Origin of the sequence: Lacrimispora amygdalina (assembly GCF_003432035.1) — a bacterium.
Classification (GTDB): Bacteria; Bacillota; Clostridia; order Lachnospirales; family Lachnospiraceae; genus Lacrimispora; species Lacrimispora amygdalina.
In genome coordinates this window covers 23,346-47,938 of record NZ_QOHO01000002.1, presented here as the reverse complement: position 1 = coordinate 47,938, position 24,593 = coordinate 23,346, and the positions used below count along the sequence as shown (strand labels likewise).

The 24,593-nt window shown below is 43.4% G+C and carries 23 protein-coding genes; 16 read left to right on the top strand and 7 right to left on the bottom strand.

Going from position 1 to position 24,593, the window contains the following annotated elements:
- The first annotated feature begins 60 nt into the window (after positions 1-60).
- Together lon and DS742_RS00280 are read left to right on the top strand one after the other, a co-directional pair.
- Entirely contained in the window at positions 61-2,478 is a 2,418-nt protein-coding gene (gene lon, locus DS742_RS00285) for an endopeptidase La (RefSeq protein WP_117415038.1), read from the top strand.
- Entirely contained in the window at positions 2,479-2,682 is a 204-nt protein-coding gene (locus tag DS742_RS00280) for a DUF1858 domain-containing protein (protein WP_117415037.1), read from the top strand.
- Between the two features lie 63 nt (positions 2,683-2,745).
- Here the strand turns inward: DS742_RS00280 and DS742_RS00275 are convergent, their stop codons facing one another.
- On the bottom strand, positions 2,746-3,135 hold the full coding sequence (locus DS742_RS00275; RefSeq protein WP_117415036.1) for a DUF6483 family protein: 390 nt from the start codon (positions 3,133-3,135) through the stop codon (positions 2,746-2,748).
- Positions 3,136-3,310: 175 nt separating this feature from the next.
- Here DS742_RS00275 and DS742_RS00270 point away from each other — a divergent pair, with 175 nt between their 5' ends.
- The 3 genes from DS742_RS00270 (at position 3,311) to DS742_RS00260 (ending at position 7,129) form a co-directional block, all read left to right on the top strand.
- Positions 3,311-4,435: a CdaR family transcriptional regulator gene (locus tag DS742_RS00270; RefSeq protein WP_117415035.1), complete on the top strand. Its 1,125-nt coding sequence runs from the start codon at positions 3,311-3,313 to the stop codon at positions 4,433-4,435.
- A 129-nt stretch (positions 4,436-4,564) separates the two neighbouring features.
- The gene (locus DS742_RS00265; protein ID WP_117415034.1) at positions 4,565-5,956 is read left to right on the top strand and encodes a GntP family permease; all 1,392 of its coding nucleotides are present in this window, start codon (positions 4,565-4,567) and stop codon (positions 5,954-5,956) included.
- A 36-nt stretch (positions 5,957-5,992) separates the two neighbouring features.
- Complete coding sequence (locus DS742_RS00260) at positions 5,993-7,129, top strand: glycerate kinase family protein (protein ID WP_117415033.1); 1,137 nt, start codon at positions 5,993-5,995, stop codon at positions 7,127-7,129.
- Between the two features lie 87 nt (positions 7,130-7,216).
- Here the strand turns inward: DS742_RS00260 and DS742_RS00255 are convergent, their stop codons facing one another.
- From DS742_RS00255 to DS742_RS00240, 4 genes are all read right to left on the bottom strand, one after another.
- Positions 7,217-9,448, bottom strand: a complete 2,232-nt coding sequence (locus DS742_RS00255; RefSeq protein WP_117415032.1) for a methyl-accepting chemotaxis protein — start codon at positions 9,446-9,448, stop codon at positions 7,217-7,219.
- Positions 9,449-9,777: 329 nt separating this feature from the next.
- On the bottom strand, positions 9,778-10,350 hold the full coding sequence (locus tag DS742_RS00250; protein ID WP_117415031.1) for a chromate transporter: 573 nt from the start codon (positions 10,348-10,350) through the stop codon (positions 9,778-9,780).
- Positions 10,351-10,352: 2 nt separating this feature from the next.
- Positions 10,353-10,913, bottom strand: a complete 561-nt coding sequence (locus tag DS742_RS00245) for a chromate transporter (protein ID WP_117415030.1) — start codon at positions 10,911-10,913, stop codon at positions 10,353-10,355.
- Positions 10,914-10,931: 18 nt separating this feature from the next.
- Positions 10,932-11,435 (bottom strand): hypothetical protein, encoded by a 504-nt coding sequence (locus tag DS742_RS00240; protein WP_117415029.1) that lies wholly within the window; start codon positions 11,433-11,435, stop codon positions 10,932-10,934.
- Positions 11,436-11,581: 146 nt separating this feature from the next.
- Here DS742_RS00240 and DS742_RS00235 point away from each other — a divergent pair, with 146 nt between their 5' ends.
- From DS742_RS00235 to DS742_RS00220, 4 genes are all read left to right on the top strand, one after another.
- Entirely contained in the window at positions 11,582-12,493 is a 912-nt protein-coding gene (locus tag DS742_RS00235; RefSeq protein WP_170313315.1) for a LysR family transcriptional regulator, read from the top strand.
- A gap of 218 nt (positions 12,494-12,711) precedes the next feature.
- A complete protein-coding gene (locus DS742_RS00230; RefSeq protein ID WP_117415028.1) occupies positions 12,712-13,662 on the top strand; it encodes a dihydrodipicolinate synthase family protein in 951 nt (316 codons plus the stop codon).
- A gap of 119 nt (positions 13,663-13,781) precedes the next feature.
- A complete protein-coding gene (locus tag DS742_RS00225; RefSeq protein ID WP_117415027.1) occupies positions 13,782-15,089 on the top strand; it encodes an Nramp family divalent metal transporter in 1,308 nt (435 codons plus the stop codon).
- A gap of 152 nt (positions 15,090-15,241) precedes the next feature.
- Positions 15,242-16,240, top strand: a complete 999-nt coding sequence (locus DS742_RS00220; protein WP_117415026.1) for a LacI family DNA-binding transcriptional regulator — start codon at positions 15,242-15,244, stop codon at positions 16,238-16,240.
- A 26-nt stretch (positions 16,241-16,266) separates the two neighbouring features.
- On the opposite strand, the gene DS742_RS00215 is transcribed toward DS742_RS00220, so the two are convergent.
- Together DS742_RS00215 and DS742_RS00210 are read right to left on the bottom strand one after the other, a co-directional pair.
- A complete protein-coding gene (locus tag DS742_RS00215; protein ID WP_117415025.1) occupies positions 16,267-17,028 on the bottom strand; it encodes a prolipoprotein diacylglyceryl transferase in 762 nt (253 codons plus the stop codon).
- A 95-nt stretch (positions 17,029-17,123) separates the two neighbouring features.
- The gene (locus DS742_RS00210) at positions 17,124-18,119 is read right to left on the bottom strand and encodes an SPL family radical SAM protein (RefSeq protein ID WP_117415024.1); all 996 of its coding nucleotides are present in this window, start codon (positions 18,117-18,119) and stop codon (positions 17,124-17,126) included.
- Positions 18,120-18,354: 235 nt separating this feature from the next.
- On the opposite strand from DS742_RS00210, the gene ulaG reads away from it, so the two are divergent.
- From ulaG to DS742_RS00175, 7 genes are all read left to right on the top strand, one after another.
- Positions 18,355-19,458: an L-ascorbate 6-phosphate lactonase gene (gene ulaG, locus DS742_RS00205; protein ID WP_117415023.1), complete on the top strand. Its 1,104-nt coding sequence runs from the start codon at positions 18,355-18,357 to the stop codon at positions 19,456-19,458.
- Between the two features lie 20 nt (positions 19,459-19,478).
- Positions 19,479-19,937, top strand: coding sequence for a PTS sugar transporter subunit IIA (locus DS742_RS00200; protein ID WP_242996342.1), 459 nt, complete (start codon positions 19,479-19,481; stop codon positions 19,935-19,937).
- Positions 19,938-19,955: 18 nt separating this feature from the next.
- Positions 19,956-21,434, top strand: a complete 1,479-nt coding sequence (ulaA, locus tag DS742_RS00195; protein ID WP_117415022.1) for a PTS ascorbate transporter subunit IIC — start codon at positions 19,956-19,958, stop codon at positions 21,432-21,434.
- Positions 21,435-21,451: 17 nt separating this feature from the next.
- Positions 21,452-21,754: a PTS sugar transporter subunit IIB gene (locus DS742_RS00190; protein ID WP_117415021.1), complete on the top strand. Its 303-nt coding sequence runs from the start codon at positions 21,452-21,454 to the stop codon at positions 21,752-21,754.
- A gap of 97 nt (positions 21,755-21,851) precedes the next feature.
- Positions 21,852-22,613, top strand: a complete 762-nt coding sequence (locus tag DS742_RS00185) for a DeoR/GlpR family DNA-binding transcription regulator (protein ID WP_117415020.1) — start codon at positions 21,852-21,854, stop codon at positions 22,611-22,613.
- A gap of 63 nt (positions 22,614-22,676) precedes the next feature.
- A complete protein-coding gene (locus DS742_RS00180) occupies positions 22,677-23,540 on the top strand; it encodes an L-ribulose-5-phosphate 3-epimerase (protein ID WP_117415019.1) in 864 nt (287 codons plus the stop codon).
- Positions 23,537-24,586, top strand: a complete 1,050-nt coding sequence (locus DS742_RS00175; protein ID WP_117415018.1) for a hypothetical protein — start codon at positions 23,537-23,539, stop codon at positions 24,584-24,586. Before DS742_RS00180 ends, DS742_RS00175 begins: the two co-directional genes overlap by 4 nt.
- Positions 24,587-24,593 lie beyond the last annotated feature (7 nt).

The window sequence follows — 24,593 nt, the reverse complement described above, 5'->3', positions numbered from 1 at the left end:
AATAAAATCCTGATTGTTAAATGAACATTCACTTAAAATACGCACAGAAAGGATAAAACTATGAAAAATTATAATGATAAGAATCTCGGCATAATTGTTCCCATTTTTAATAAAGTTTTATTGCCTGGTGTAGCGACAATAATACATCTGGAACATTTAAATGAAAGACAGATCATGAGCCTGGAAGAGGAAGAAATCGTAAAGATTGTGCTGCCGTTAAAACAGGATCCGGGTCAGGAAGATAAGAAGGGAGATGATTTTCACCGGATCGGAGTTACCTTTTCCATAAACTCAGTGGAACAGACGGAAAAGGGGGTTCGCCTGTCAGTGGAACTTGGTGACAGAATCCTGGTGAACCAGATCAGTGAAGACAAAGGAGTTTTATACGCAGCATTTGAGGAAGCGCCGGATCTTGAAGATCTGGATGAGGGCAGCCTTAAGGAAATGCTGGGATATATAAAAAAGGTCAGCAATGATATCAGCAGTAAATTTACAGGCGGTGAGCAGTATCAGCGGATCGTAAACGGGTTTCATGATATCAATACACTCATGATGTATTTATCCCAGTTTATACAGATATCTCCGGAGGAACGCTATCAGCTGTTAGAAATCCAGTCCTTAAAGGAACGAAGCCTGCGTTTCATGGATCATATACTAAAGCAGAAGGAAATGATCGAGCTGCAGATGCAGGTAACTGAGAAGTTTTCTGAAAGAGCCAACAAAAGCTATCGGGAAGCAGTTTTAAGAGAACAGTTAAAGGCGATTCAGGAAGAATTAAACGAAGGCAGGGAAGGGGACGGTAAGAAGGACAACGATTACCGTACAAAGATTGAAGAAGCCGGCATGCCACAGGATATAAAGGAATCAGCCTTGGAAGAATATGAAAAAATGGAGGAACAGGGACCAAACCAGCCGGATTATAAGGTGATGCGCAATTATCTGGATTTGCTGGTTAAGCTGCCCTGGAAAAAACAGCCTGCAAAATCCGTAGATTTAGACGGAGCAAGGAAAATTCTTGATGAGAGGCATTACGGTCTTGATAAAGTAAAGGACAGAATCATACAGCATCTGGCTGTTATGGAGCTGAACAAAGAAAAGAAAGGCTCCATACTTTTACTGGTGGGTCCTCCCGGAACAGGAAAGACCAGTCTTGGCAAAAGCATTGCCGAGGCACTGGGCAGACCTTATACCAGATTAAGCCTTGGCGGGGTGAGAGACGAGTCGGAGATCAGAGGACACCGGAGAACCTATGTGGGAGCCATGCCTGGAAGAATCATTCAAAGCATGAAAAAAGCCGGCGCTACCAATCCGGTCATGGTACTGGATGAAGTGGATAAGCTGATGTCAGGAGGATACAGCGGTGATCCTGCCAGTGCACTCCTGGAAGTACTTGATCCGGAGCAGAACAACACCTTTACGGACCATTATCTGGATGTGCCCTACGACTTATCCGACGTATTTTTCATCGCTACAGCGAACTCCTTAGAGACCATACCGGGACCGCTGCTAGACAGAATGGAAGTAATCAGCATCACAAGCTACACAGCAGATGAAAAATTTCATATTGGAAAAGATCATCTGATCCCGGAAGTATTAAAAGAGCATGGACTGACTTCAAAAGAGCTTATAATAGCGGAGGAAGTGCTGAAAGCAGTCATTAACGATTACACCATGGAAGCCGGAGTCAGAGGCCTGAAAAAGCAGCTGTCATCCCTTGCCAGAACTGCTGCAGAAAGAATCGTATCCAAAAAGACCGATATTCCAGTTGTTGTAAAGGCCGGGGATCTGGAAGACCTCCTTGGAAGAAAAGTATCCCGTCATGAGAAGGCACAGCTGGACAACCCGCCCGGTGTGGTAACCGGACTGGCCTGGACACCGGTAGGAGGGGAGATTTTATTTATCGAAGCGGCGGATATGCCGGGAAGCGGCAATATCATATTAACCGGAAAGCTGGGAGATGTGATGAAGGAATCCGCCAGAATTTCCTTAAGCCTGTTAAAATCCAGACTGCCTCTTAATACCTTTAATTTCAAAGAAAGAGATCTTCATATTCACGTTCCGTCAGGTGCGGTACCAAAGGATGGTCCTTCCGCCGGAATCGCTCTCTTTACGGCTCTGGCATCCTTAGTAACAGGCTATAAAGTGGATTCAAGACTCGCCATGACTGGAGAGATTACGTTAAGAGGAGCCGTATTACCCATAGGCGGACTGAAAGAGAAGCTACTGGGGGCCCAGAGAGCAGGAATTAAGAAGGTTTTGATTCCTCAGGACAATGTGATTGATTTAAAGGAGGTGCCGGAAGAGACAAAACAGGGACTTACCATCATCGCGGTGGAGACCATTGAAGATGTTATAAGAGAAACCATAGGAATTGCGCTGCCCCGTATGGAGCAGATACTCCTGCCGAAAGAAGGAGCAGGGAGGTTCTTTGAAACCATTGAGCCAATGAAAAACAATATCAGAAGAGAGGTAATTTAAATGAACCTGACAGTGACAAAGGAAACATTAATCGGAGAAATCTTAGAAGCAGACCGTACCACAGCACCATACTTTTTTGAAATGGGAATGCATTGCCTCGGCTGCCCTTCCTCAACCATGGAAAGTCTGGAAGAAGCCTGTATGGTACACGGAGTTCCTGTTGAGGAACTGGTGGAAAAATTAAATGGACATATGTCCAGATAAATGATATTTATAAAATCCCCCGTTTTGCAGGATTGTGCTGCAGAACGGGGGATTGCAGTTTATTTAAATATCACTGTCTCCAAGCATTGCTTCCGCCATGCTCTCATATCCGTATATTCCTGATACATAACGCAGTCCATCTGATATTTCAGATTTGGAAAAATCGTGGTTTTCTAAAAATTCACCGTCTTTATCATTTAACGTGTAATAGAACATCAAAGCCAGTTTTAAGTATTCCATATCGTCTGAATCCAGTTCATCCAGAAGCGTATTCTCGGCTTCGTTGATGGAGCCGTCCTCAATGAGCTTTTTCAGTTCTTCAAATTTTTCTTCAATATCCCGGCTTTTAAAAGCTCTGTCGTCATTTTTTCCCAGCTCTATGTTAAAAATCAGTTTTAACAGCGTACTCACCATTCCATTATTGATCCGGGTAGCGTAATCATCTGTCAGCATAATATTCTCCTATTCTGATTCTGAATTAATATTTTTTATAATTTTCCGGCAAGAATTACTGTATCATAACAAATTAAAAAAGTAAAGAATATCATTGTTTCCGGGTTATTGTGGCCGATGGAAAAATATGTTAAGCTGTTATTTATATGCGGCAGAGAATGTCAGGAGGTACGGTATGATAGAAACAGATCTGGCTAAGAAATTTATTGAACAGGTAACCCAGTATACCCAGTACAATATAAATATTATGAATGAACAGGGGGTCATCATCGCAAGCAGGGATGAAAGCCGGGTAGGTACTTTTCATGAGGTAGCCTATTATATTGTAACAGGAACAGAAGACATGGTGGTAACATCTGGAGAAGAAGATTATCCGGGTGTCAGACCCGGTATTAACATGGTAATTAATATAGACGGAAGGAGGGAGGGCGTAGTTGGTATTACCGGAGAGCCAGCTGAAATTAAGCCTGTTGCACTGATTACAAAAATGGCTATTGAGGCGATGTTAAAATATGAAAAGCAGCAGGAGGAAATCCGGCGCAGAAGAGATAAAAAAGAACATTTTACCAATCTTCTGATTCATGTAGAACATTCCGATCCGGGAGAATTGCGGAGTATGGCGCATCAGCTTAATTATTCTGAAAACATAATCCGGATCCCGATCTTATGCAAAACAGAGGATGTAAAAGCTGAATTGATTCTGGACATGCTGAAACATGGGCCGCGTCATGGAAGAGAGGATATCAGCGCAGTTCTTAATGAAAGTCATGTACTGATATTTAAAACCATGAAAACAGACAGCAATAAGTTATTTTCTGATTATAAGTATTTGATCGGAGATTATCTCAGTACTGTATTAAAGTGGCTGCGTCAGCAGGAGAAGCACTGCAGATTTTTCATTGGTTCTTTTCAGGAGAATTTTACTCAGTATTACTATGCTTACAGGCATTGTGCATGGCTTGAGGAAAAGGCAGTGAGCAGTACAGCATCATTTTTCTATGATTACACGGGAAATTATGTTCGTTCCGTCGTTCCTTTCAATGAGCTTCAGTGGATGTTTCAGACTTATGAGAAGAAAATGAATGAAGATCTGAAGCGGTCATTTATTGAAATTGCCGGTGCTCTGATAAAAGCCAATTATAATCTGGTTACAGCCTCGAAAGAGCTCTTTGTTCATAAAAATACACTTTTGTACCGTTACGGCAAGATAAAAGATTACTTTAATATCAATCCTATTGAAGCTGCAAATGACCGTTTTTTTATGGAAACTTTTTATTCTTTTTTAACAAAAGAACATTAGTTTTGTGCTGATGATACAAAAATTGACCATGATATTGGGATCCCCGGCAGTGGTTTCCTGATTATGTTGATGATAATATTAGGACAAGAAGCTGGTCGCATTATAATTTCACTTAAAGGGGGTCATTTTATGACAGGTTTACCATTAATCTTTGTATTTATCCTGGCGATTGTTCTGATGATTATGGCTATTTCCAAATTCAAGATTCATCCGTTTATCGCCATCATGACCATCTCTTTACTGTTAGGTCTTGTAGCAGGAATTCCGCTGACAGACAAAACATTGGGAGATGGAACAAAAGTAAGCGGACTCGCATCTGTAATCGGAGCGGGCTTTTCCGGAACTTTTTCAAGCATTGGTATTGTAATTATTCTGGGTGCTTTAATTGGAACAGTCCTGGAGAAAACAGGGGCTGCACTGAAACTTGCGGATCTGGTCATTAAGCTGGTGGGGAAAAACAATCCCGTTCTGGCAATGGAAATGATGGGCTGGGTCGTCTCCATACCCGTGTTTTGCGATTCGGGATTTGTTATTTTGAATCCTATCAGAAAGGCACTGGTTAACAGGACAGCAGCATCATCTGTAGCAATGACTGTGGGGCTTTCCTCCGGGTTATATATTTCCCACGTATTTATTCCGCCGACACCTGGACCGATTGCTGCGGCCTCCACCCTTGGAATTGGTGAGAATCTGCTTCTCGTTATGGGAATGGGAGCTTTATGTTCCATTTTCCCCTTAATTGCAGGCTTCTTCTATGCCAGATACATTGGAAAAAAGGTGAAATCAGCAGACGAAGCAGATATGGGAGAGATCGGTAAAACATATGAAGAACTGGTGGCAGAATATGGAAAACTGCCCAGTGGTGCCAATGCTCTGGCTCCGATTGTGGTTCCAATTCTCCTGATGGCTCTCTCTTCGGCAGCATCCATGGCAGGCATGACCGGACTTGGCGGGGATATTATTAAATTTTTAGGAACTCCGATCATCGCCTTGGCTGTTGGTACGCTTTTTAGTATTATTCAGCTTAAAGCTGCTGGAAAAATTGGTGATTTTTATGAAATCACCAATGAAACCTTAAAAACAGTAGGCCCCATTCTTTTTGTTACAGCTGCGGGCGGAGTTCTTGGGAAAGTGATTTCATCGACTGACATGGTCAATTACATCAAGGATCATGCTTCTGTATTAAGTACCATGGGAATCTTCTTTCCGTTCCTTCTGGCAGCAATTTTAAAGAGTGCACAGGGTTCCTCAACAGTAGCCTTAACTACAACAGCTGGAATTGTGGCGCCTCTTCTTCCCATGCTGGGGCTGGAGAGTCCAGTGAGGATTACGTTAGCCTGCATGGCAATCGGTGCCGGAGCAATGACCGTTTCTCATGCCAATGACTCTTATTTCTGGGTAGTGACCAACTTTGGTGCAATGACACCGGAAAAAGGATATAAGACCCAGACTATTGCAACTTTGGTTCTTGGAATAGCAGGAATACTGGAAATATTTATTCTGTCACTGATTCTTCATTAGGAATCAGGGCATGAAGGGGGAAAGGAGAAACCTGATATGAAGCTGTTATTTGCATCCGATTCTTTTAAAGGAACTCTTTCCAGTGCGCAGACAATCGATCTGTTAGGTAAGGCTGCTAAGGAAATATTTGGACATTGTCAGTGGGAAGGGATTCCGGTTGCCGACGGAGGAGAAGGTACGGCAGACGCTGTAATCGCTGCTGTCAGGGGTGAAAAAGTGCATGTAACTGTACATGGACCTCTTATGGAGACGGTTCATGCGTATTATGGCAGTCTGGATGAGAAACGGGCCATCATCGAGATGGCGGCAGCTTCAGGTCTGACACTGATACCGGAGAATCAGAGAGATCCCAGGATCACTACCAGTTTTGGGACAGGAGAAATGATAAAGGATGCGCTAAAACGGGGGTTCACAGACATTTCCATTGCCATAGGAGGATCAGCAACAAATGATGGCGGAATGGGCTGTATGAGAGCGCTGGGTGTCCGTTTCTTAGATGATAAGGGAGAAGAACTAAATGGGACGGGTGAGGATCTAATCAGGGTTTCAGCAATTGATGTTTCCGGTCTGGATCCCAGACTCAGCCATGTGAAACTAACGGTTATGTGTGATGTAAATAATCCGTTATGCGGACCGGATGGTGCTGCGTATACGTTTGGAAAGCAGAAGGGAGGGACTCCCCCTGTTTTAGACCAGCTTGAGAAAGGCATGGAAAATTACAGGAATATAATCATGCAGAAATTTGGAACCAATCCGGATGAAATCCCAGGTTCTGGGGCCGCAGGCGGACTGGGTGCTGCACTTTGCGTGTTTCTGGGCGGACAACTAAAATCCGGTATTGAGACTGTGCTTGATTTAATTGATTTTGACTCCCGTCTGGAGGGTGTTTCTCTTGTAGTTACAGGAGAGGGGCGGGCAGACTGGCAGTCCTGTTTTGGCAAGGTGATGCAGGGAATCGGGCAAAGATGCAAAAAAAGAGGGGTAGCAGCTGTTGCCCTCACTGGTTCTATGGGTCCGGGAGCGGAGAAAATTTATGATTATGGAATCCGTTCCATTATGACTTCGGTTAATGGGGTTATGGATCTTAATGAAGCATTTGAACGCGCGGAAGACTTATATTATCAGGGAGCAATTCGTATGTTCCGGCTCATTTCCCTTGGGATGGAATTGTAAAAGAAATAACATTATATGAATAGATATGAAAAACGTACATGGTTTAGTAAACCGGACCATGTACGTTTCTTATTGCTGGTGAATGCATTAATATTTAATATCTGTGTTTGTTTCAAAGATCTCAGAAGACGGTCTGCCGCTGTGATTTGTCAGACCGGATACATCTGCAGACTGATCTTTCCCATACTCGTTCCCATTTGCCAGCTGGAACTTGCCGACCAGAGATTTTAAATTCACAGCCTGTGCAGATAATTCCTCTGAAGTAGCAGCACTTTCTTCCGAAGTAGCAGAGGTTGTCTGGACGACAGCGGAAATCTGGTCAATTCCGGTTGTGATCTGTGTAATGGCATCGGCCTGTACATTGGAGGCCTCTGCAATTTCAGCAATTTTACCGGTAGAGATTTCAGCTTTTTTAACAACCATCCGGAGAGCCTGCGCGGTTTCATCAGCTATTTTTGTACCGCTTCCAATTGCGGATATGGCATTTTCAATGAGAGCGGTGGTATTTTTAGCTGCTTCCGCTGATTTGCCTGCCAGGTTTCGCACTTCGTCAGCGACGACTGCAAATCCCTTGCCTGCAGATCCGGCCCTTGCTGCTTCCACGGCTGCGTTGAGAGCAAGAATATTAGTCTGAAAAGCAATATCATCAATGGTTTTTATAATTTTACCAATTTCATTTGATGTATTAGCAATCTCATTCATTGCCTCTGTCATTTCAGTCATTTTCTGATTGCTCTCGCTGATACCTATGCCTGCTTCCTGAGAAAGGGAATTCGCCTCAGCTGCGTTTGCTGCATTTTGTTTGATGCGTTCTGAAATTTCTGTAATTGTTGCGGACAGTTCTTCGATGGAAGAGGCCTGCTCGGTCGCTCCCTGACTGAGTGCCTGGGAAGCATCAGCTACCTGGGAGGCGCCTGTGGATACCTGTTCGGAAGCTTCGTCAATTTCCAGAAGAGTACTGCTTAAATTCAGGCGGATGTTATGCATTGCCTCATAAATATAACGGTATTCGCCGGTGTATTTATCCTGGCAGTCAGATTCGACTTGGAAATTTCCCTGGCTCATTTGGCCAAGCAGATAATTAATATCCTGAATGATCCGCTTTAAATTCTGACCCATTTCCACAAACGTTTTTGATAACAGGCCAATCTCATCATTGCTTTTGATTTCCATCTGAACATCTAAGTTACCGGCTGCAATGTTCTGAGCAGCTGCCACTACGCCATCAATCGGTTTCAATGTCCTGCGTAAAAATACGACAACTACCGAATTAATAAAAATAAGGGATAAAACAGCCAATACGATCATGACTATCACGTTTCTTACCACATCCTTATACAGATCACTTCTGTCAAGACTGCTTGAGGCCCACCAGGTCTGGGATCCGCAGGTGATGGGGTAGTAATGCCTGGTCTCCGGAGAACCGTCCGCTTTTCTTGTAGTAATGTGGAATTCCTTTTTGTTTTCCTGCATCTTCACGATCTTTGCATATTCTGATGGGGGAATTAAGTCTTCCAGCTTTTTCCCGATATTATCACTTGATTTGCTGTCAAAAGCAATCATATTTCCTTCCGTATAGATATCCACATACATGGAAGGGTACTTGGCATCCGTGGTTTTGATCCTGGAAAAATTAGATACGTTAATATCTGCCAGAATAACACCAATTACATCGTCTCCGTTCATAATTGGATATGCAATGGTACTCATCATCGTCCCTTTGTAATCAAAAGGGTCAGTCAGATAGGGAGCTTTTGTTTCCCGCGCTATCCGGTAATAATCCTGATTGGAGTATTCACTGTAAGCTCCAAGAGACTGGGCCGTGTTATTTTTTGCATTGTCACGGTCAACGTATACGGAGTAATCTTTGACTGCCGGATCGAATTGTCCAGGCTCAAAAAAAGCCCCTACACCATATAGGGAATCATTGTTATTAAGAGCTGCCCAGGCTGAATTCGTAATATAATTCTCCACTTCATAATTGACTTCTTTGAGCTGGGCATTGTATAGTCTGCTTTTGCGGTTGATGTTTTTCCAGTCACTGGTGGCTTCCCCGCCGTTATAAACGCGGTTTAAGTAATCCTGTAAATCTTTGGCAGTGCCAGATGCATCATCGATAATAGATTGAACCATGAGACCATTCTGAGCGGCAATTCCTGTAAACTCGCCATTGATGGCTTTGGAAATTGCATTGCTGGCAAGTATGGCGGAGATTGAAATCAGTAAGGTTAAACTCATAATCAGTATGATGCCTGTGGCAATGGATGTCTTTACCGCAAGCTTCATATCATTAAAATTAATTTTTTTCTTATTCTTCATCTAAATGCTCCCTCAAATTAAATAAATAGTAAAAAGACTTCCCTCCTGTGCACCGGTAATATAGTGATTGCTGACATGGAAAAATATACCAGTTAACGCATAAAAATAAACTGCATCAAATGCAGCCGATTTTTTACCTGTTAAAAAAACCTCCTTTCCTGCCATCAGTTTCATTTTAATTAACTATCAACTATTAATCGACACAATGTGATATTTTGTTAATAGAAAATTTATAAAAAAGATACTGTAATTATGAGGATTGAGGGAGAATAAAATATTTACAACGGTTAAATGCATAATTGTATCATGAATAGAAAGAATAAATGACTTTATACACCAGGTGCGATAAGCTGAACAGCCATCTCCGCAATCCCACACAAAACCATGACAAGAATGGGATCTTTCTTTTTCTTTTGAAGGAGAAATAATGCAGCGGCAAAATAGAGTAGCGGGCGAAGTTTTACCTGCTCAGGCAAAAAAGAGATGATACCGGATGGAAAAACAGCTGGAAGCAGAATATCAAATCCGGCGACCGCTATCATGGATACGACAGCCGGGCGCAGGCTTTCCAGAATATTCTGGAGAATGCTTAAATTCTTATATCGGTTATAGGCCCAGGATAAGAAGGTGACAAACAGACAGGAAGGAAGGATGCAGCCCAGAGTCGCTAAAAAAGCTCCGGATATTCCGGCGATCTGGTTTCCAACGAAGGTTGCAGAATTAATGGCAATTGGTCCAGGCGTCATCTGTGAAATAGTAATTAAATCGGTAAAATCTTTCATGGTAAGCCACTGATAATTGTAAATGATCTGTTGTTTGATTAACGGCATGGCGGCATAACCGCCTCCAAAGCTGAATGCACCAATTTGAAAAAATGCCCAGAACAGTTTTAAAGAAATCATGATTATGCCTCGTTTCTAAGTTTTCTGATAATAGTTCTGCATATGCCTGCCAGCGCTGCAGCCAGAATGATATAGATCACATTTACGTGATAAAAATAAGCCGCAACAAAGGACGCCGCCATAAGCAGGAGAAGAAGCGGATCCTTTTGTTTTACCACATCACTTCCCATATCGTAAACAACGGAAAGAATCACGGCACCAACGCCTGCTGTCATACCGTTTAACATAGCCTGTATCATATGATTATTTTTAAAAGCGTTGTAACAAAAGGAGATTACGGTGAGTATAATAAAAGGCGGGATTACTGCGCCCAGAACGGCGCAAAAAACGCCGGGGAGTCCGGCCAGTTTATATCCGACGACTATGGCACCATTGACAGCAATTGCTCCGGGTGAGGACTGTGCGATAGCTACCAGGTCAAGCATTTCCTGCTGGTCAATCCAGTGAAGTTCATCAACAAATTTCTTCTTCAGCAGGGTGACAATTACATAGCCGCCGCCAAAGGTAAAAGTACTTAAATAAATTGTAGATAAGAATATTTTACTTAATATTTTTCTGTTCATCTGTCTCATTTCCTTTTTCTAATCCGTTATAAATTCGTTCTCTTTGTCTAAGTATCTGCAGAAAATAAAGAGCCCCATTAAAATAAAAGGAGAAAAAACCGGATCTGCTTCCACAGACCACCCGCCCTCTGTGCAGTGTACCAGCCTGACCGCCACCCAGCTGTTTTCATCCATGATGCAGTATTCCCGGGTGCTTCTCATGAACAGATCAAAAAGCCTGTGTTCCATTGTAAGTCTGATCTGATTTACTGACATTCCGCTCAGTAAAGACAGATTATCGGAGTATATGGGAATGCCGGATAAAACAGTCTGATTGAGAGGATCAGAAAGTACGTAAATCCGCTCTCCGCTCACTTCTCCGCCCTGACAGCTTTTAATATCTGCATACAATTTAATTCTGCCGTCAGGAGAAAGAATGGCTTTTTTTATGGGATAATAGGGCGTTTTTAAGCAGGCCAGCTTTATACCGGGTCTTCCGTTGTCAATCTGATAAAGTTTTCCTGCTTTTATTAAATATTTCATAGGACTTTCCTTTCGTGCAGGCTGCAAATGCTGTTAACATGTTGTCATTTCTTCTTTCCAGTATAGCACTTGCCCGTTTATAATTAAAATAGTATAATTTTATTAATAACATATAAAATTAGCTATAATAAACCGGAGGTATTACAATGTCAATCCGTCATCTGCGTATATTCCTCACTGTATGCGAATGCAATAACAGTATAACCAGAGCAGCAAAAAAACTATATATGACCCAGCCATCGGTTTCTGTAGCCATACAGGAACTGGAAAAGTATTATGGAATAATATTGTTTGACCGCATATCCCGGAGGCTTTATCTAACTGAGGCAGGGAGACAGTTTCTGGAATATGCACAGCGCATATTTGCGCTGCTTGATGATATGGAAAAGGGAATCAGAAACTGGGACACCATCGGGGTTTTGCGTGTTGGGGCGAGCATTACCATTGGTTCCCAGTTTATGCCGAGCTATGTGGAGAAGTTTTCCGCCATATATCCGGAAGCAGAAGTGCAGGTGTTTATAGGAACCTCCCATCAGCTGGAGCAGAAGCTTTTAAACAACGAACTGGATTTTGCGCTGGTGGAGCGCCCGGTTCATGAAAGCTCTCTTGTTGCGGAACCTTATATGGAGGACTCACTGGCGGTGATTGCTCCTGGCCGTTCGCCCTATTACCCGGGTCAGGTGCTGAAAAAGGAGGAACTAAGCGGACAGAAATTTCTATTGCGTGAGCATGGAAGCGGGACCAGAGAGCTGTTTGAAGAGGTGATGGAAAAGGAAGATATTACGGTTAAGCCGGTATGGGAGGGGATGAGTACAACGGCACTGGTGAATGCAGTCATTCATGGGCTTGGAATCGCGGTGGTTCCAAGACGTATGGTATCCGGCCCATTGGAGAAAAAGCTGGTTTATCCGCTTAAGATAGAAGGGGCAGAGTTTAAAAGATGCTTCTATATCGTTCATCATAAGGACAAGCTTTTAACAAGAACGTTTCAGGAATTTATTAATTTATGCAGATGCTATGAGCTTGATTATCCCCTGCCGAAATACAATGGACTTTAAAAATAAACACTAATTTATGCAACTAATTGCAGGAGTATTTGGTTATATTTACAACGACATTTTTGGATGATATAATCTGTTTCACAATATACAAACGTTTGTATCATAATAAAATTGTATATTTTATCCAACCTGGGTAGGAAAAATCATTCATATGTATGGCGCAATGCATGTGAAAACCGATTCATTACATTCTTGCATAAAAAGGAGATAAAAAAATGTCTAAAGTAAAAAACTGGAAAACAATATTCCCTGCAATCTGCGTACCAATGAATGATGACTACAGCATTAATGAAGCTGAACTCAGAAAATATGTCAGCTGGCTTGCCGGCTTTGATGAAATTGAAGGTCTTGTCTGCAATGGACATACAGGAGAGATAACCGGGTTAAACAGACAGGAACGCAAAAGAGTTGTAGAAATTGTAGCCGATGAGGTAGGAGACAGACTGACAATTATTTCAGGAATCAACTGTGAAAATACGGTTGAGTCCATTGAGATGGCAAAGGAAGTAAAGGAAGCAGGCGCGGATGGCATTTTGCTCATGCCTCCCCATATGTGGCTGCGTTTTGGAATGCATCCGGACGCACCATTTAACTATATTAAAGACGTGGCAGACGGTGCAGATATAGATATTATTATCCATTTATATCCGGCGATCAGCAAGGCATTTTATCCGGTTGATACTCTGGTTAAGATGTGCAAAGAAATTGATCATGTAAAGGCAATCAAGATGGGAACCCGTGTAACTCCTTTATATGAAAATGATGTCCGGGTTCTTCGCAGGGAAGCCCCTCATGTCTCTCTCATTACATGCCATGATGAAAGCCTGATGTCTTCTCTTACATTCCCCGGCATGGATGGCGCATTAATTGGCTTTGCGGCATGTATTCCGGAACTGATCACAGAAGCATTTAAAGCTTATAAAGCCGGAGACTTCAAAAAAATCCATGAATACGATGATAAGATATTCCCGATCTCCAGAGCGATTTACGGCGGAGGACAGCCGTCAGGAGAAGCTCATGCACGTATGAAAGAAGCGCTCTTTCAGAGAGGAATCTTTTCTTCCGCTCTGATGCGCCGGCCGGTGCTTCCATTAACAGCGGAGGAGAAAGCACAGGTATCAGAAGGCTTAAAAGGAAGCGGATATACATCAAAAATTACTCTTTAAGTAATTGACATACGAAGAAGATAACAGTTTCTTATGACAGCGTAACTACATGTGTAAGAGTGAGGTTCCGTTTATAACGGGGTATTATAAACGGAACCTCTAAAGGTGGAGGTCAGTTCATGGAAAATAATATTAGTACAGCTGCTGCATCAGATGCGGCCTTTGACAGCTCAGCAATAAAAACTCTGCCGTTTCTGGAGCTAGTGAAAAGAATCGGTCCGGGGCTTGTACTTACCGGAATTGTTATTGGTCCGGGAGCCATCACAACTGCAGCCATGCTGGGAGCCAGATATGGCTATGCAACGATGTGGCTGTTTATTCCCATTCTGTTTATGGGGGTTACATTTTTACTCACTACTTATCGGATTGCACTGCTCACGGGTAAACCAATTATCCATGCAATCCGTCATTACTATGGAGGAACGGCAGCAGCCTTTGTAGGAGTTGCTTCATTTCTGTCATGCATGTTTTTCACAATGGGAAATATCTCCGGGTCAGGATCAGGCATGAATCTGATTTTTGGTATAGACTGGAAATTAGGTGCAATCATTATGATTGCCATTACTGTATTCTGCTACCTGACCAAAGGGGTTTATTCCAAGGTGGAAAAAGGCATAACAATCTGTATTATTGGTATGATAATTGCTTATTATGCCACGCTGGCCAAGGCAGGAGGGCCTTCCTTAGGAGAGCTTGGAAGTGGTCTCACTCATTGGACATTTCCAGCCGGAAGTCTGGCAACTGCACTGGGATTTATCAGCACCAATGCATCTGTAACCACAGGTCTGTATGGCACTTATCTTGGAAAAGAAAAGAAGTGGGATAAAGAAGATTTATTTAACGGTGCTATGCTTGTAGACTCTGTCACTCACATTGTGGGGGTTATTTTAATAAGCGGTGCAGTTATGCTTGTAGGCGCCATCGTGCTTCATCCGGCGGGTATTGTTATTAAAAACCCGGCTGAGTTAGGGAAAATGATGGTGCCGCTGCTGGGAAAAGCGGCTTATGTGGTTATGGGTATTGCACTACTTGCGGCAGCTTTTTCTTCTCTCCTTGGAAACACCCACCGAACCGTTGTTTTGCTCAATGCCGGTTTTGATAAGCCTACGAATCTGGATCATAAAAGTATAAAAATCGGATCGATGATTGTACTTGCAATTGCCGCTGTTATTTGTTTTTCCTATAATGGATCTCCGACCCAGCTGATTCTATTTGCCAATATCATGACAGCTGTTGCAACACCGGTATCGGGCCTTTTCGTATGTATGCTGATCTGGAATAAGGATGTAAATAAAGGTGTAAAACAGCCCAAAATTTTAAGAATCTGTATGGTAATCAGCTATTTGTTCTGTCTGGTACTGACTGTTTCAGCTCTTAAAACGGCTATTCCTAAATTTGCTGAATCTATAATGAAACTATTTTCCTGATAAAACAGTTTGGATAATAAAGTCTTCGGAGGTCTATACTGACGCTGGAGACTTTTTATTTGTTTCAACCATTTCATCTTATTGACAAGAAAATTTTGTGTGGTATAAAGAATTTAAGGCAAACAATTGTACTGTGAAAGGGGACCGGTAAAATGGCAACATTAAAAGACGTGGCAAGGCTGGCCAATGTTGATGTCAGCACTGTTTCAAGAGCTCTCAATCATACTTCCTATGTACACCCTGAGACAAAGAAAAAAATTTTTGCCGCAGTTGAACAGCTTAGCTACAAGCCCAATCTGCTGGCCAAGGGACTGAGACAGGGAAAGCGGCATACCATAGGTGTTGTTATTCCGGAAATCAATTTTTCCATCTTCGGGGAAATGGTACAGGGGATAGAAATTCAGGCTAGAAAGATGGGATACAGTATCATCATATGCAATACAAAAGATAAGCAGGATGCGGAAGAAGAGTGTCTGAACAGACTCCGGAACGGACTGGTAGACGGAATCTTAATTGCTGCAACCGGGCAGAACGGGAGGCTGTTACGGGACATAAAAAGCAGCGGTATTTCTGTGATGCAGATCGTAAGAAATCAGGACAGCATATTAAGCAGTGTTGTAGCGGATTATTATGCCTGCGGCTATCAGGCGGTTAAATATCTTTATGGGAAGGGCTGCCGGCATATTGGCTTTATTAATGGATCAATGGAAATTATTCCATATAAAGAAAGGTATAAAGGTTACCGGAAAGCAATTCGGGAACTGTCATCAACAGAACATGTGGCTGGTTCCGCATTTCCCCAAAGAGATTATTTTAAAGACGGATACAACGCAGTCCTGGAGCTTATGGAGAAAGACACAGCACTGGACGGACTTATGGTAGCTGTTGATATGCAGGGGCTTGGTGCAATCAGAGGGTTAAAGGAGCTGGGGATAAAGGTTCCGGAGGCGGTGAAGGTCATCAGTCTGACGGGACATTCCATTGGAGGAATGCTGGAAACTGCAATGACTTCCATGGAGGTTCCTGCAAAAGAGATGGGAGAAGAGGTTACCAGGATGATTATCTCTGATATTGAAGCAGGGGCGGATAAAAAAAACAGCCCGTTTCATAAGGTATTTGAAGCTTCTCTCGTTGAGAGGGAAACAACTTAGTCCTTGAAGCGGGCCAATGATCAGGTTTATGACAGTCCGTTCTTTTTCCTGCCGGATTTCCATAAAAGGATGAAACCGGCCAGAGCTACAAAAAGGGAGATAAACTGGGAGGTTGATAAGCTTCCCACGGATCCCCTTATTAAATCGCCCCGGTAAAATTCAATCACAAATCTCCCAAGGCTGTAAAAAATCAGATAGAAAGCGCTGATTCTTCCTGCAGGCGGATTTTTACGCGCCAGTGCCAGCAGAACAAAACAGTTGGCAAAATCAAAAACGCTGGATACAATCTGAGTGGGCAGCAGCGGAATCCCGTTAGGTGCGAACTGGGAACTTTGAAATGTGATGGAAAATGGGCCGGAGGTTTCCCGTCCATAACAGCATCCGGCAAGAAGACATCCGATTCTGCCAAATCCCTGTGCCAGTGCAATTGACGGTGCAACAAGATCCAGATAACGGATTGCGCTTATTTTCTTAATCCGGCAGTAAATAAATCCTGCACCGATTCCTCCGATGATACCTCCATAGACTACAAATCCGGCGGAGATATCTAGTAATAGCCTGGGATTATTTCTGATCTCATCAAATATTGTGATGTAGTATAGCAGTTTGGCACAGAAAAGGCCGCCGCCGGCTCCAAGGATCAGCAGGTAGAACAGATGATCCGGTTCCAGTCCGGCCTTATTGGCACGGTATTCTGCAGTAAAGTATGCGGCAGCGATTCCAATACCGATCATCAGACCGTATCCGTGTAACGTAAAGCCGCCGATGGAGAACAAATCGTTATGCATGATATTTTCCTTCTTTTATCTTTAGAATAAAAACGAATTCATTATATCATATCTTTTCCTGTATTGCAAAAAAAAGCTGCAAAGCCGCTGCCCTCTCAGACAATATACAAAATGGTCATTTCCTTTAATTTTTCATTCAGCTGCTGTCTTAAAAACAGCTCTCCGTCTTCTCTTAAATCATTCCTGTAACAGTATTTCCCCCGGCCTCTTCCAGTCATGATTTCTTTGTCATAAAGTTTGTCTGCATCGGGAAAAGCCTCGGTATTAATGGCATTGTGGACAAAGCTGTAAGTCATAAAAATAATTTCGATCAGGGCGGTTCTTTTTACCTTTTCGCTCAGCTGAAGGGACAGAGCTGTGATCAGTTCCGAATAAAGCGGTTTCCAGTCATCGGTTAATATAACAGGGGCAATGAGTATTCCAACCCGGTAACCGGCGTCGCACATTTTATTTAACGCGGTAATTCTTGCATTTAACCCGGAAGTACCAGGTTCAAACCTGGTTATGATGGACTGGGGATTGACGCTCATGCGCATGATAATACGCCCTCCATGGTTTAAATTAAGAAGAGTATCCACCTGATTGAATTTGGTTGGAAAGGTTAAAAAACCTTTGTTGGTTTTTCCAAACTGCTCAATGGTCCATGATAAATTGCCGGTAATGGTATTTTCCAGAATCAGGTCACTGTTGCTCCCAATCTCATAAGTGAAATCTCTTGTGGATTTTGCCTGGTGGCTGATTATTTTATTTAACATCTGTTCCCTGTTTACAAACAGGCGTAAATAAGCGCATTTGTTGTAGTTACAGACCAGATAGCAGTAGTGGCACATGGCGGTACAGCCGGAAGAGGTATAGGGAACAAGAAAATCCGATACTTTATGGTTTGGAACATAGTGATGGGTTTTTCTGACTCCAATTACCAATAGCCGCTTCAATGAAGGGAAATCTTTGTTGGGGCGGGTGCGCAGTTCGTCTATTTTGTTATGGCTCTCAATGGGGATCCATGGAATATCCTTATATTTCTCTTTTAATAGTCCTCCCAATTCATAGTCCAGGGAATCTGGTTCATAATAAATTCTATCCGGGAACATGCTGTTTACCTCCTGTTTCCATCTATTATGCGAAGAATTGATGGTGGTATCCCATGTAAAAGTGCACAAAAAAACGACGAAAATCTGTATGATATTACAAAATTTCAATAACGAACATATAAAAGTAAAACGAACATATAAAGGTATTGAAAATCAACATTAATCATGATAATATGACATTACAGAAACAAAACGAACATAAAAAACAGGCATTAAGATCAAAGGAGAAGGTAGTATGAGCAAGGTGAGCGAAACGACCAGAGAATCATGGATCATGAGCACATTTCCCGAGTGGGGGACCTGGCTGAATGAAGAGATTGAAAGCGAGGTAGTAAAACCCGGCACTGTGGCGATGTGGTGGTTAGGCTGTACCGGAATCTGGTTTAAAACACCGGGCGGCTGTAATTTAACCATCGATTTATGGTGCGGAAACGGAAAACGGACTCATGGAGACGGAATGATGGCAGCAGGACATCAGATGGCTAATATGTGCGGTGCCAGAAAGATGCAGCCCAATTTAAGAGCAGTGCCCTTTGTTATTGATCCATTTGCCATTCGAAAGGTGGATGGAGTGTTAGCAACTCATTATCATCAGGATCACATGAGCGCAGAATATGCAGCTCACGTAATCCAGAGCGGCATGACCACGACTGACGAAGAGGGGAATGAAATTCCGGTGCCGTTTATCGGTCCTTTAAAATCTGTGGAGACCTGGATCAAGTGGGGAGTACCAAAAGAACGGTGCAGAGTCGTGCGTCCCGGTGACACCATTAAGATAAAGGACGTAGAGATCGTAGTGCTTGATTCCTTTGACAGAACCTGCCTTGTGACAACAGACTCCACCGGAGCGGACAGAGAAGAACTGACCGGAATCTGTCCGACCGATATGGATGATAAGGCAGTTAATTACTTAATTAAAACTCCTGGAGGCAATATCTATCACAGCGGCGATTCCCATTATTCCATCTATTTTGCAAAGCATGGGAAAGATCATAAGGTAGATGTGGCATTTGGTTCCTATGGAGAAAACCCGGTAGGCATGGCGGATAAGATGACCTCCTGTGATGTGCTGCGTATGGCGGAAGCATTAAACTGCGATGTGGTTATTCCCATTCACTATGATGTCTGGACCAACTTTATGGCAGATGTCAATGAAATACGGGTGCTTTATGATATGAAAAAGGACCGCCTGGATTACCGGTTCCATCCGTTCTTCTGGGAAGTGGGCGGAAAATATGTCTACCCTGCAGACAGAGAGAAAAAGGCCTACCATCACCCAAGAGGGTTTGAAGATTGCTTTGAAGCTCCGCAGAATATACCATTTCGGTCCTGTCTGTAAACAATCGGGGAGGGTTAGTCATGCTGTTGAAAGAATTTGTAGAACTGGGGCATTATAAATTTGCTGAGGAAGCGGCTAGCTGGGAGGATGCGGTCCGGATGAGCTGCGAGACCTTAGAAGCTGACGGGACAGTGGATACAGGTTATAAGGAAGAAATCATTGAATGCATCAGGAAGTATGGGCCTTACATTATTATAATGCCCAATGTAGCCATGCCGCATTCGCAGGAAGGTGCAAAAGGGGTGCACAAAACTGCAATCGGATTTATGAAGTTAAATAAGCCGGTCAGCTTTGACCCGGGTGATGAGGAAAAGGATGCAAGGCTTTTCTTTACGCTGGCTTCCTGCAATCCGGACCAGCATCTGGTAAATATGACAAGGCTGTCGGAACTGTTGATGAATGAAGGGGCGGTGAAAGCACTTTTAAGTGCCAATACACCGGAGGATCTAATCAGAATTCAGAACGATTATCTGGATTAATAATGGGGAGGGTTTCTTATGGATATTTTATTAAAGATTTGGTCGTATTTTGCAGTCAATGTATTACAGCAGCCGGCTTTTATGATTGGTCTGATTGTTATGATCGGTTATGTGCTGCTTGGAAAACCCTGGTATGACGTTCTGGCAGGAGTTATTAAAGCAATTGTAGGATATTTAATTCTGACCGTTGGTTCGGGAGGTCTGGTCAGCAATTTCCGCCCTGTGCTTGTAGGCTTAAAAGACCGTTTCAATATGAACGCCATGGTAATTGACCCTTACTTTGGGCAGAATGCGGTAACGGCGGGGGTAGAAGAGGTGTTCGGCAAAGCGTTCGGCAATGCAATGATTCTGCTTTTAATCGCTTTCATCGTAAATATTATCCTGGTTCGTTTCAGCAGGGTGACAAAGTTAAGAGCCCTGTTTACCACAGGCCATGTCCAGGTGCAGCAGGCAGCAACTGCTTACTGGCTCATCCTCTTTGCCTGTCCGTTTTTATTAAATAATAATGCAGCTCTTTTGGTAGTGATGGCGCTGATTCTTGGAGCTTACTGGGCGGTTGGTTCAAACCTCACCATTAAGCCGTGCCAGGAACTGACCGATGGTGCAGGCTTCTGCCTGGCACATCAGCAGATGTTCGGTATCGCACTGAATACATGGCTGGCAGAAAAACTGTTTGGCAAAAAGAAAAACGGTAAAGAAGTAAAGAAGATTGATGAGATCGAACTTCCCGGATTCATGTCCATTTTCAATGAAAACATGGTATGTACTTCCATACTGATGATCGTTTTCTTCGGAGCCATTCTCTGCATTTTAGGAAGAGACTATCTGGTGGAACAAAAGTTCATGAAAGAGGGCGCCAGCATGTTCTTCTATGTAATTCAGACCTGCCTTTATTTCTCCGTTTACTTAGCGATTCTCCAGCTGGGCGTCAGAACTTTCGTGACTGAGCTGACCGCTTCCTTCCAGGGAATTGCAGATAAGCTTCTTCCAGGCTCTCTTCCCGGAGTTGACTGTGCAGTAGTATTCGGATTTGGTTCAGCCAATGCCGTACCCCTTGGTTTCCTCGCAGGCTTTGCAGGTCAGATTCTGGCGATTATCGGGCTGATTGTATTAAAGAGCCCTGTGCTGGTCATCTGCGGTTTCGTTCCTGTATTCTTTGACAACGCGACCATTGCCGTATTTGCCAATGAAAAAGGCGGAATTAAGGCAGCTCTCATCTTACCGTTCTTATCCGGTATCTGCCAGGTATTCGGATCGGCAATCATCGCAGGCTGGGTTGGAATGGCAGCTTACGGCGGATATTTAGGCATGTGGGACTGGGCCGTTGTGTGGCCGGTTATGACAGCAGTGATGAAGTTCTTAAGCTACGCCGGTGTGGCGATTGTGGTAGCTGTTTTACTGGCAATTCCCCAGATCCAGTACCGGAAGGACAAAAAAGGTTATTTCCTTATTACAGAGAATTACGAAGCCTATAAAGAATTAAAGGGAATCAAATAGAAGTCAGGAGAATGATTATGTCAAAAGAAAATATGAGTTTTATGGTATGCTGTGCCAATGGGGCTGGCTCCAGTCTGATGATGAAAATGACGATGCAGAAGGTACTTGATAAAGCGGGAATAAAGCCCTCCAAAGTTCACCACTGCGCTTTATCGGAAGGAAAAACGGCAGCCGCTCAGTATGATGTTGTCTTTTGCGCACAGAATTTCGTCAGTATGTTTAAGGGTGCACAGGAAAAAGGCACTCTGGTGATCGGTCTGAGAAATATCATGTCTCCCCAGGAGATGGAACAAAAAATGAAGGAAAATGGAATTCTTTAATTTCAATCAAAACGAACATAAAATAAGTGACACAGGCTTCTGAACAGGCTATAATGAGGATAAAGAATCATATCTTTATGAGTTGAGAGGGAAAATAATGAAAAAAGACAGAGCTTGTGTTGAAAACAGAAGGAGCCGCATCCTGGAATTGATGGAGAAAAATCCCAGGGTGCGGGTAGATGAACTGGCGGAAGCATTAGAGGTTTCTCTTATTACCATACGAAGGGATTTACAGTATCTGGAAGATAAGAAGCTTCTGGTACGTACCCATGGGGGGGCCATTGCTTCCGGCAGCCCTGCAGACGAGGTTTCCTTATACAGGAGGCTGATTGCCGAATTTGCTGCAAAATTTGTATCCGATAATGATACGCTGTTTATTAATACCAGCAGCAATGCATTAAAAATACTGGAATACATTACCTGCTCCAATGTAACTGTCATTACCAATAACGGAAAAGCCATTCACTGTGAGCACTCCCCGGAGGTAAACGTTGTGCTGACAGGCGGTGAACTGCGCTATCCCAAAGAAGCCATGGTGGGAGATTTTGCACTTCGCAATTTACAGACGATCTACGCAAAGAAGGCATTTATCGGCTGCTCCGGAATCAGCGGGGAAAATGGCATGACAACGGAGATCTTTAACGAGGTCAGTATCAACGAAATGATGGCTGGTCATGCAACCCAGGACGTTTATGTCCTGGCTGATCATACAAAGATCGGAAAAAACAGCAGCTTTGTGAGCTGCCCCATTGAAAAAATCAAGTATTTAATTACTGACGAAAAAGCATCTGCAGAAGCTCTGGATTTAATCAGGGAAAAAGGGGTGGAAGTTTTTGTGGTCCGCCGGTCAGATTTTTGAACCAATCATAGTGGAACAATGCCCGGGCTTCCATGTTGATTGCATCTTTTTGGAGGCAAATTTATGGAAAAGGCATATACCCTTGGATTATATGAAAAATCCATGCCTGCGTGGCTTGGATGGAAAGAAAAACTGGAAGCGGCAAAAACTGCCGGATATGATTTCGTGGAAATCAGCATTGATGAAACCGATGAGAAGTTAAGCCGTTTATCCATGTCACAGGCAGAACGGCTGGAGTTAATCAATACGATGAAGATTGTGGGACTGCCCATCCGCACCATGTGTTTAAGCGGGCACCGCAAATATCCCCTTGGCAGCCACGATCCCGCTGTACGGGAGAAGGGGATGGAGATTATGAAGAAAGCAATCCAGCTGGCAGATGATCTGGGTGTCAGGATCATCCAGCTGGCAGGCTATGATGTATATTATGAGGATTCAAACGAAGAGACGAAACAGTATTTTCTGGAAAACTTAAAAAAAGCTACGGAGATTGCAGCCTGCTCCGGAGTTATACTGGGATTTGAAACCATGGAAACCGAATTTATGAATACGGTGGAAAAATCCATGGAATACGTAAAGCTGATATCATCTATGTATTTAAACGTCTATCCGGATATCGGAAATATCACCAACGCCGCCAAAACATACGGGATCAATGCATTAGATGACTTACGCGCAGGGAAAGGTCATCTGGTTGCCATGCATCTGAAAGAAACGGTACCCGGAAAATTCCGGGAGATTCCGTTTGGTACGGGGCATGTGGATTTTGAAAGCGCCATTCAAACTGCCTGGGAACTGGGAATCAGAAAGTATGTAGCGGAGTTCTGGTACACAGGTAATACCCAGTGGATGAAAGATCTTTATGATGCCAATAAACGAATGACAGAGATTCTGGATAAACAATGCCGGGAGGAGTGTGTGAAATGAAAGCAGAAAAAAAGGTGTTGGAGCATTTGACAAAATGTTATTCGGTTGCTCCTCTTTTTTATAAAGGCAAAGAGCATTTTCTGGTAGCGGCGGAAAAAGAAGATCCCTGTCTGCTCTTTGATATGGATGGAAATAAAGTGGTTACGATCTGGGAGGGACCGGGCGGCACCATGTCCATGGTGCAGGTTCCGGGTACAGACGGACAGTTTCTTGCAACTCATAAATTTTATTCTCCCAATGATTCCAAAGAAGCAGTCATTGTCCTGGTAACTCCGGATGATCTGGGAAAATGGCAGGTAAGGACTGTCGCAGTGCTTCCTCATGTTCACCGTTTTGACATACTGAAAAGAGGGAAAACACGATATCTTCTGGCCTGTACCTTAAAATCCGGTCATGAGTTTAAGGAAGACTGGTCAAGTCCCGGCAAGGTTTACGGGGCAGTGCTCCCGGAGGATCTTTCCGGTCTTTGCGGGTCCGATCCTTTAAACTTTGAAGTGATACAGGAGGGGATGCTTAAAAATCACGGCTATTACCGGGTGGAAGAAAACGGGGTGGATACAGGGCTGGTGTCCTTTGAAGGAGGAATCTGTCAGTTTGTTCCGCCTGTACAGACAGGAGAGAGGTGGGAGGTACGAAGGCTTCTTGACACACCTGCCAGTGATGCGGTTTTAGTGGATTTTGATGAGGACGGGGAAAAAGAACTTGCGGTTTTGTCTCCTTTTCATGGTGACTGCATTTCCATTTACAAAAAAATGGAGGGCAGTTATCAGAAGGTCTATGAGTACGGGAAGCCGGCAGAATTCTCCCATGCAATTTACGGCGGCAGCCTGTGTGGAAAGCCTGTCCTGGTGGTGGGACACAGACAGGGGGAACGAAATCTGATCTGTTTTTCCTGGAGCAAGGAGAAACAGGAGTATCAATGGGAAATTCTTGACCGGAACTGCGGGCCGGCCAATGTTGTGCATATGATGAAAGACGGGGAAGATTTTTTAATCAGTGCAAACCGGGAAACCGATGAGATCGCCATGTACCGGATTACACCATAGGAGGAAG

Bases quoted from the DNA above. Each gene is read 5' to 3' on its own strand.
- lon (WP_117415038.1), top strand. From the start codon at position 61: ATGAAAAATTATAATGATAAGAATCTCGGCATAATTGTTCCCATTTTT.
- DS742_RS00280 (WP_117415037.1), top strand. From the start codon at position 2,479: ATGAACCTGACAGTGACAAAGGAAACATTAATCGGAGAAATCTTAGAA.
- DS742_RS00275 (WP_117415036.1), bottom strand. From the start codon at position 3,135: ATGCTGACAGATGATTACGCTACCCGGATCAATAATGGAATGGTGAGT.
- DS742_RS00270 (WP_117415035.1), top strand. From the start codon at position 3,311: ATGATAGAAACAGATCTGGCTAAGAAATTTATTGAACAGGTAACCCAG.
- DS742_RS00265 (WP_117415034.1), top strand. From the start codon at position 4,565: ATGACAGGTTTACCATTAATCTTTGTATTTATCCTGGCGATTGTTCTG.
- DS742_RS00260 (WP_117415033.1), top strand. From the start codon at position 5,993: ATGAAGCTGTTATTTGCATCCGATTCTTTTAAAGGAACTCTTTCCAGT.
- DS742_RS00255 (WP_117415032.1), bottom strand. From the start codon at position 9,448: ATGAAGAATAAGAAAAAAATTAATTTTAATGATATGAAGCTTGCGGTA.
- DS742_RS00250 (WP_117415031.1), bottom strand. From the start codon at position 10,350: ATGATTTCTTTAAAACTGTTCTGGGCATTTTTTCAAATTGGTGCATTC.
- DS742_RS00245 (WP_117415030.1), bottom strand. From the start codon at position 10,913: ATGAACAGAAAAATATTAAGTAAAATATTCTTATCTACAATTTATTTA.
- DS742_RS00240 (WP_117415029.1), bottom strand. From the start codon at position 11,435: ATGAAATATTTAATAAAAGCAGGAAAACTTTATCAGATTGACAACGGA.
- DS742_RS00235 (WP_170313315.1), top strand. From the start codon at position 11,582: ATGTCAATCCGTCATCTGCGTATATTCCTCACTGTATGCGAATGCAAT.
- DS742_RS00230 (WP_117415028.1), top strand. From the start codon at position 12,712: ATGTCTAAAGTAAAAAACTGGAAAACAATATTCCCTGCAATCTGCGTA.
- DS742_RS00225 (WP_117415027.1), top strand. From the start codon at position 13,782: ATGGAAAATAATATTAGTACAGCTGCTGCATCAGATGCGGCCTTTGAC.
- DS742_RS00220 (WP_117415026.1), top strand. From the start codon at position 15,242: ATGGCAACATTAAAAGACGTGGCAAGGCTGGCCAATGTTGATGTCAGC.
- DS742_RS00215 (WP_117415025.1), bottom strand. From the start codon at position 17,028: ATGCATAACGATTTGTTCTCCATCGGCGGCTTTACGTTACACGGATAC.
- DS742_RS00210 (WP_117415024.1), bottom strand. From the start codon at position 18,119: ATGTTCCCGGATAGAATTTATTATGAACCAGATTCCCTGGACTATGAA.
- ulaG (WP_117415023.1), top strand. From the start codon at position 18,355: ATGAGCAAGGTGAGCGAAACGACCAGAGAATCATGGATCATGAGCACA.
- DS742_RS00200 (WP_242996342.1), top strand. From the start codon at position 19,479: ATGCTGTTGAAAGAATTTGTAGAACTGGGGCATTATAAATTTGCTGAG.
- ulaA (WP_117415022.1), top strand. From the start codon at position 19,956: ATGGATATTTTATTAAAGATTTGGTCGTATTTTGCAGTCAATGTATTA.
- DS742_RS00190 (WP_117415021.1), top strand. From the start codon at position 21,452: ATGTCAAAAGAAAATATGAGTTTTATGGTATGCTGTGCCAATGGGGCT.
- DS742_RS00185 (WP_117415020.1), top strand. From the start codon at position 21,852: ATGAAAAAAGACAGAGCTTGTGTTGAAAACAGAAGGAGCCGCATCCTG.
- DS742_RS00180 (WP_117415019.1), top strand. From the start codon at position 22,677: ATGGAAAAGGCATATACCCTTGGATTATATGAAAAATCCATGCCTGCG.
- DS742_RS00175 (WP_117415018.1), top strand. From the start codon at position 23,537: ATGAAAGCAGAAAAAAAGGTGTTGGAGCATTTGACAAAATGTTATTCG.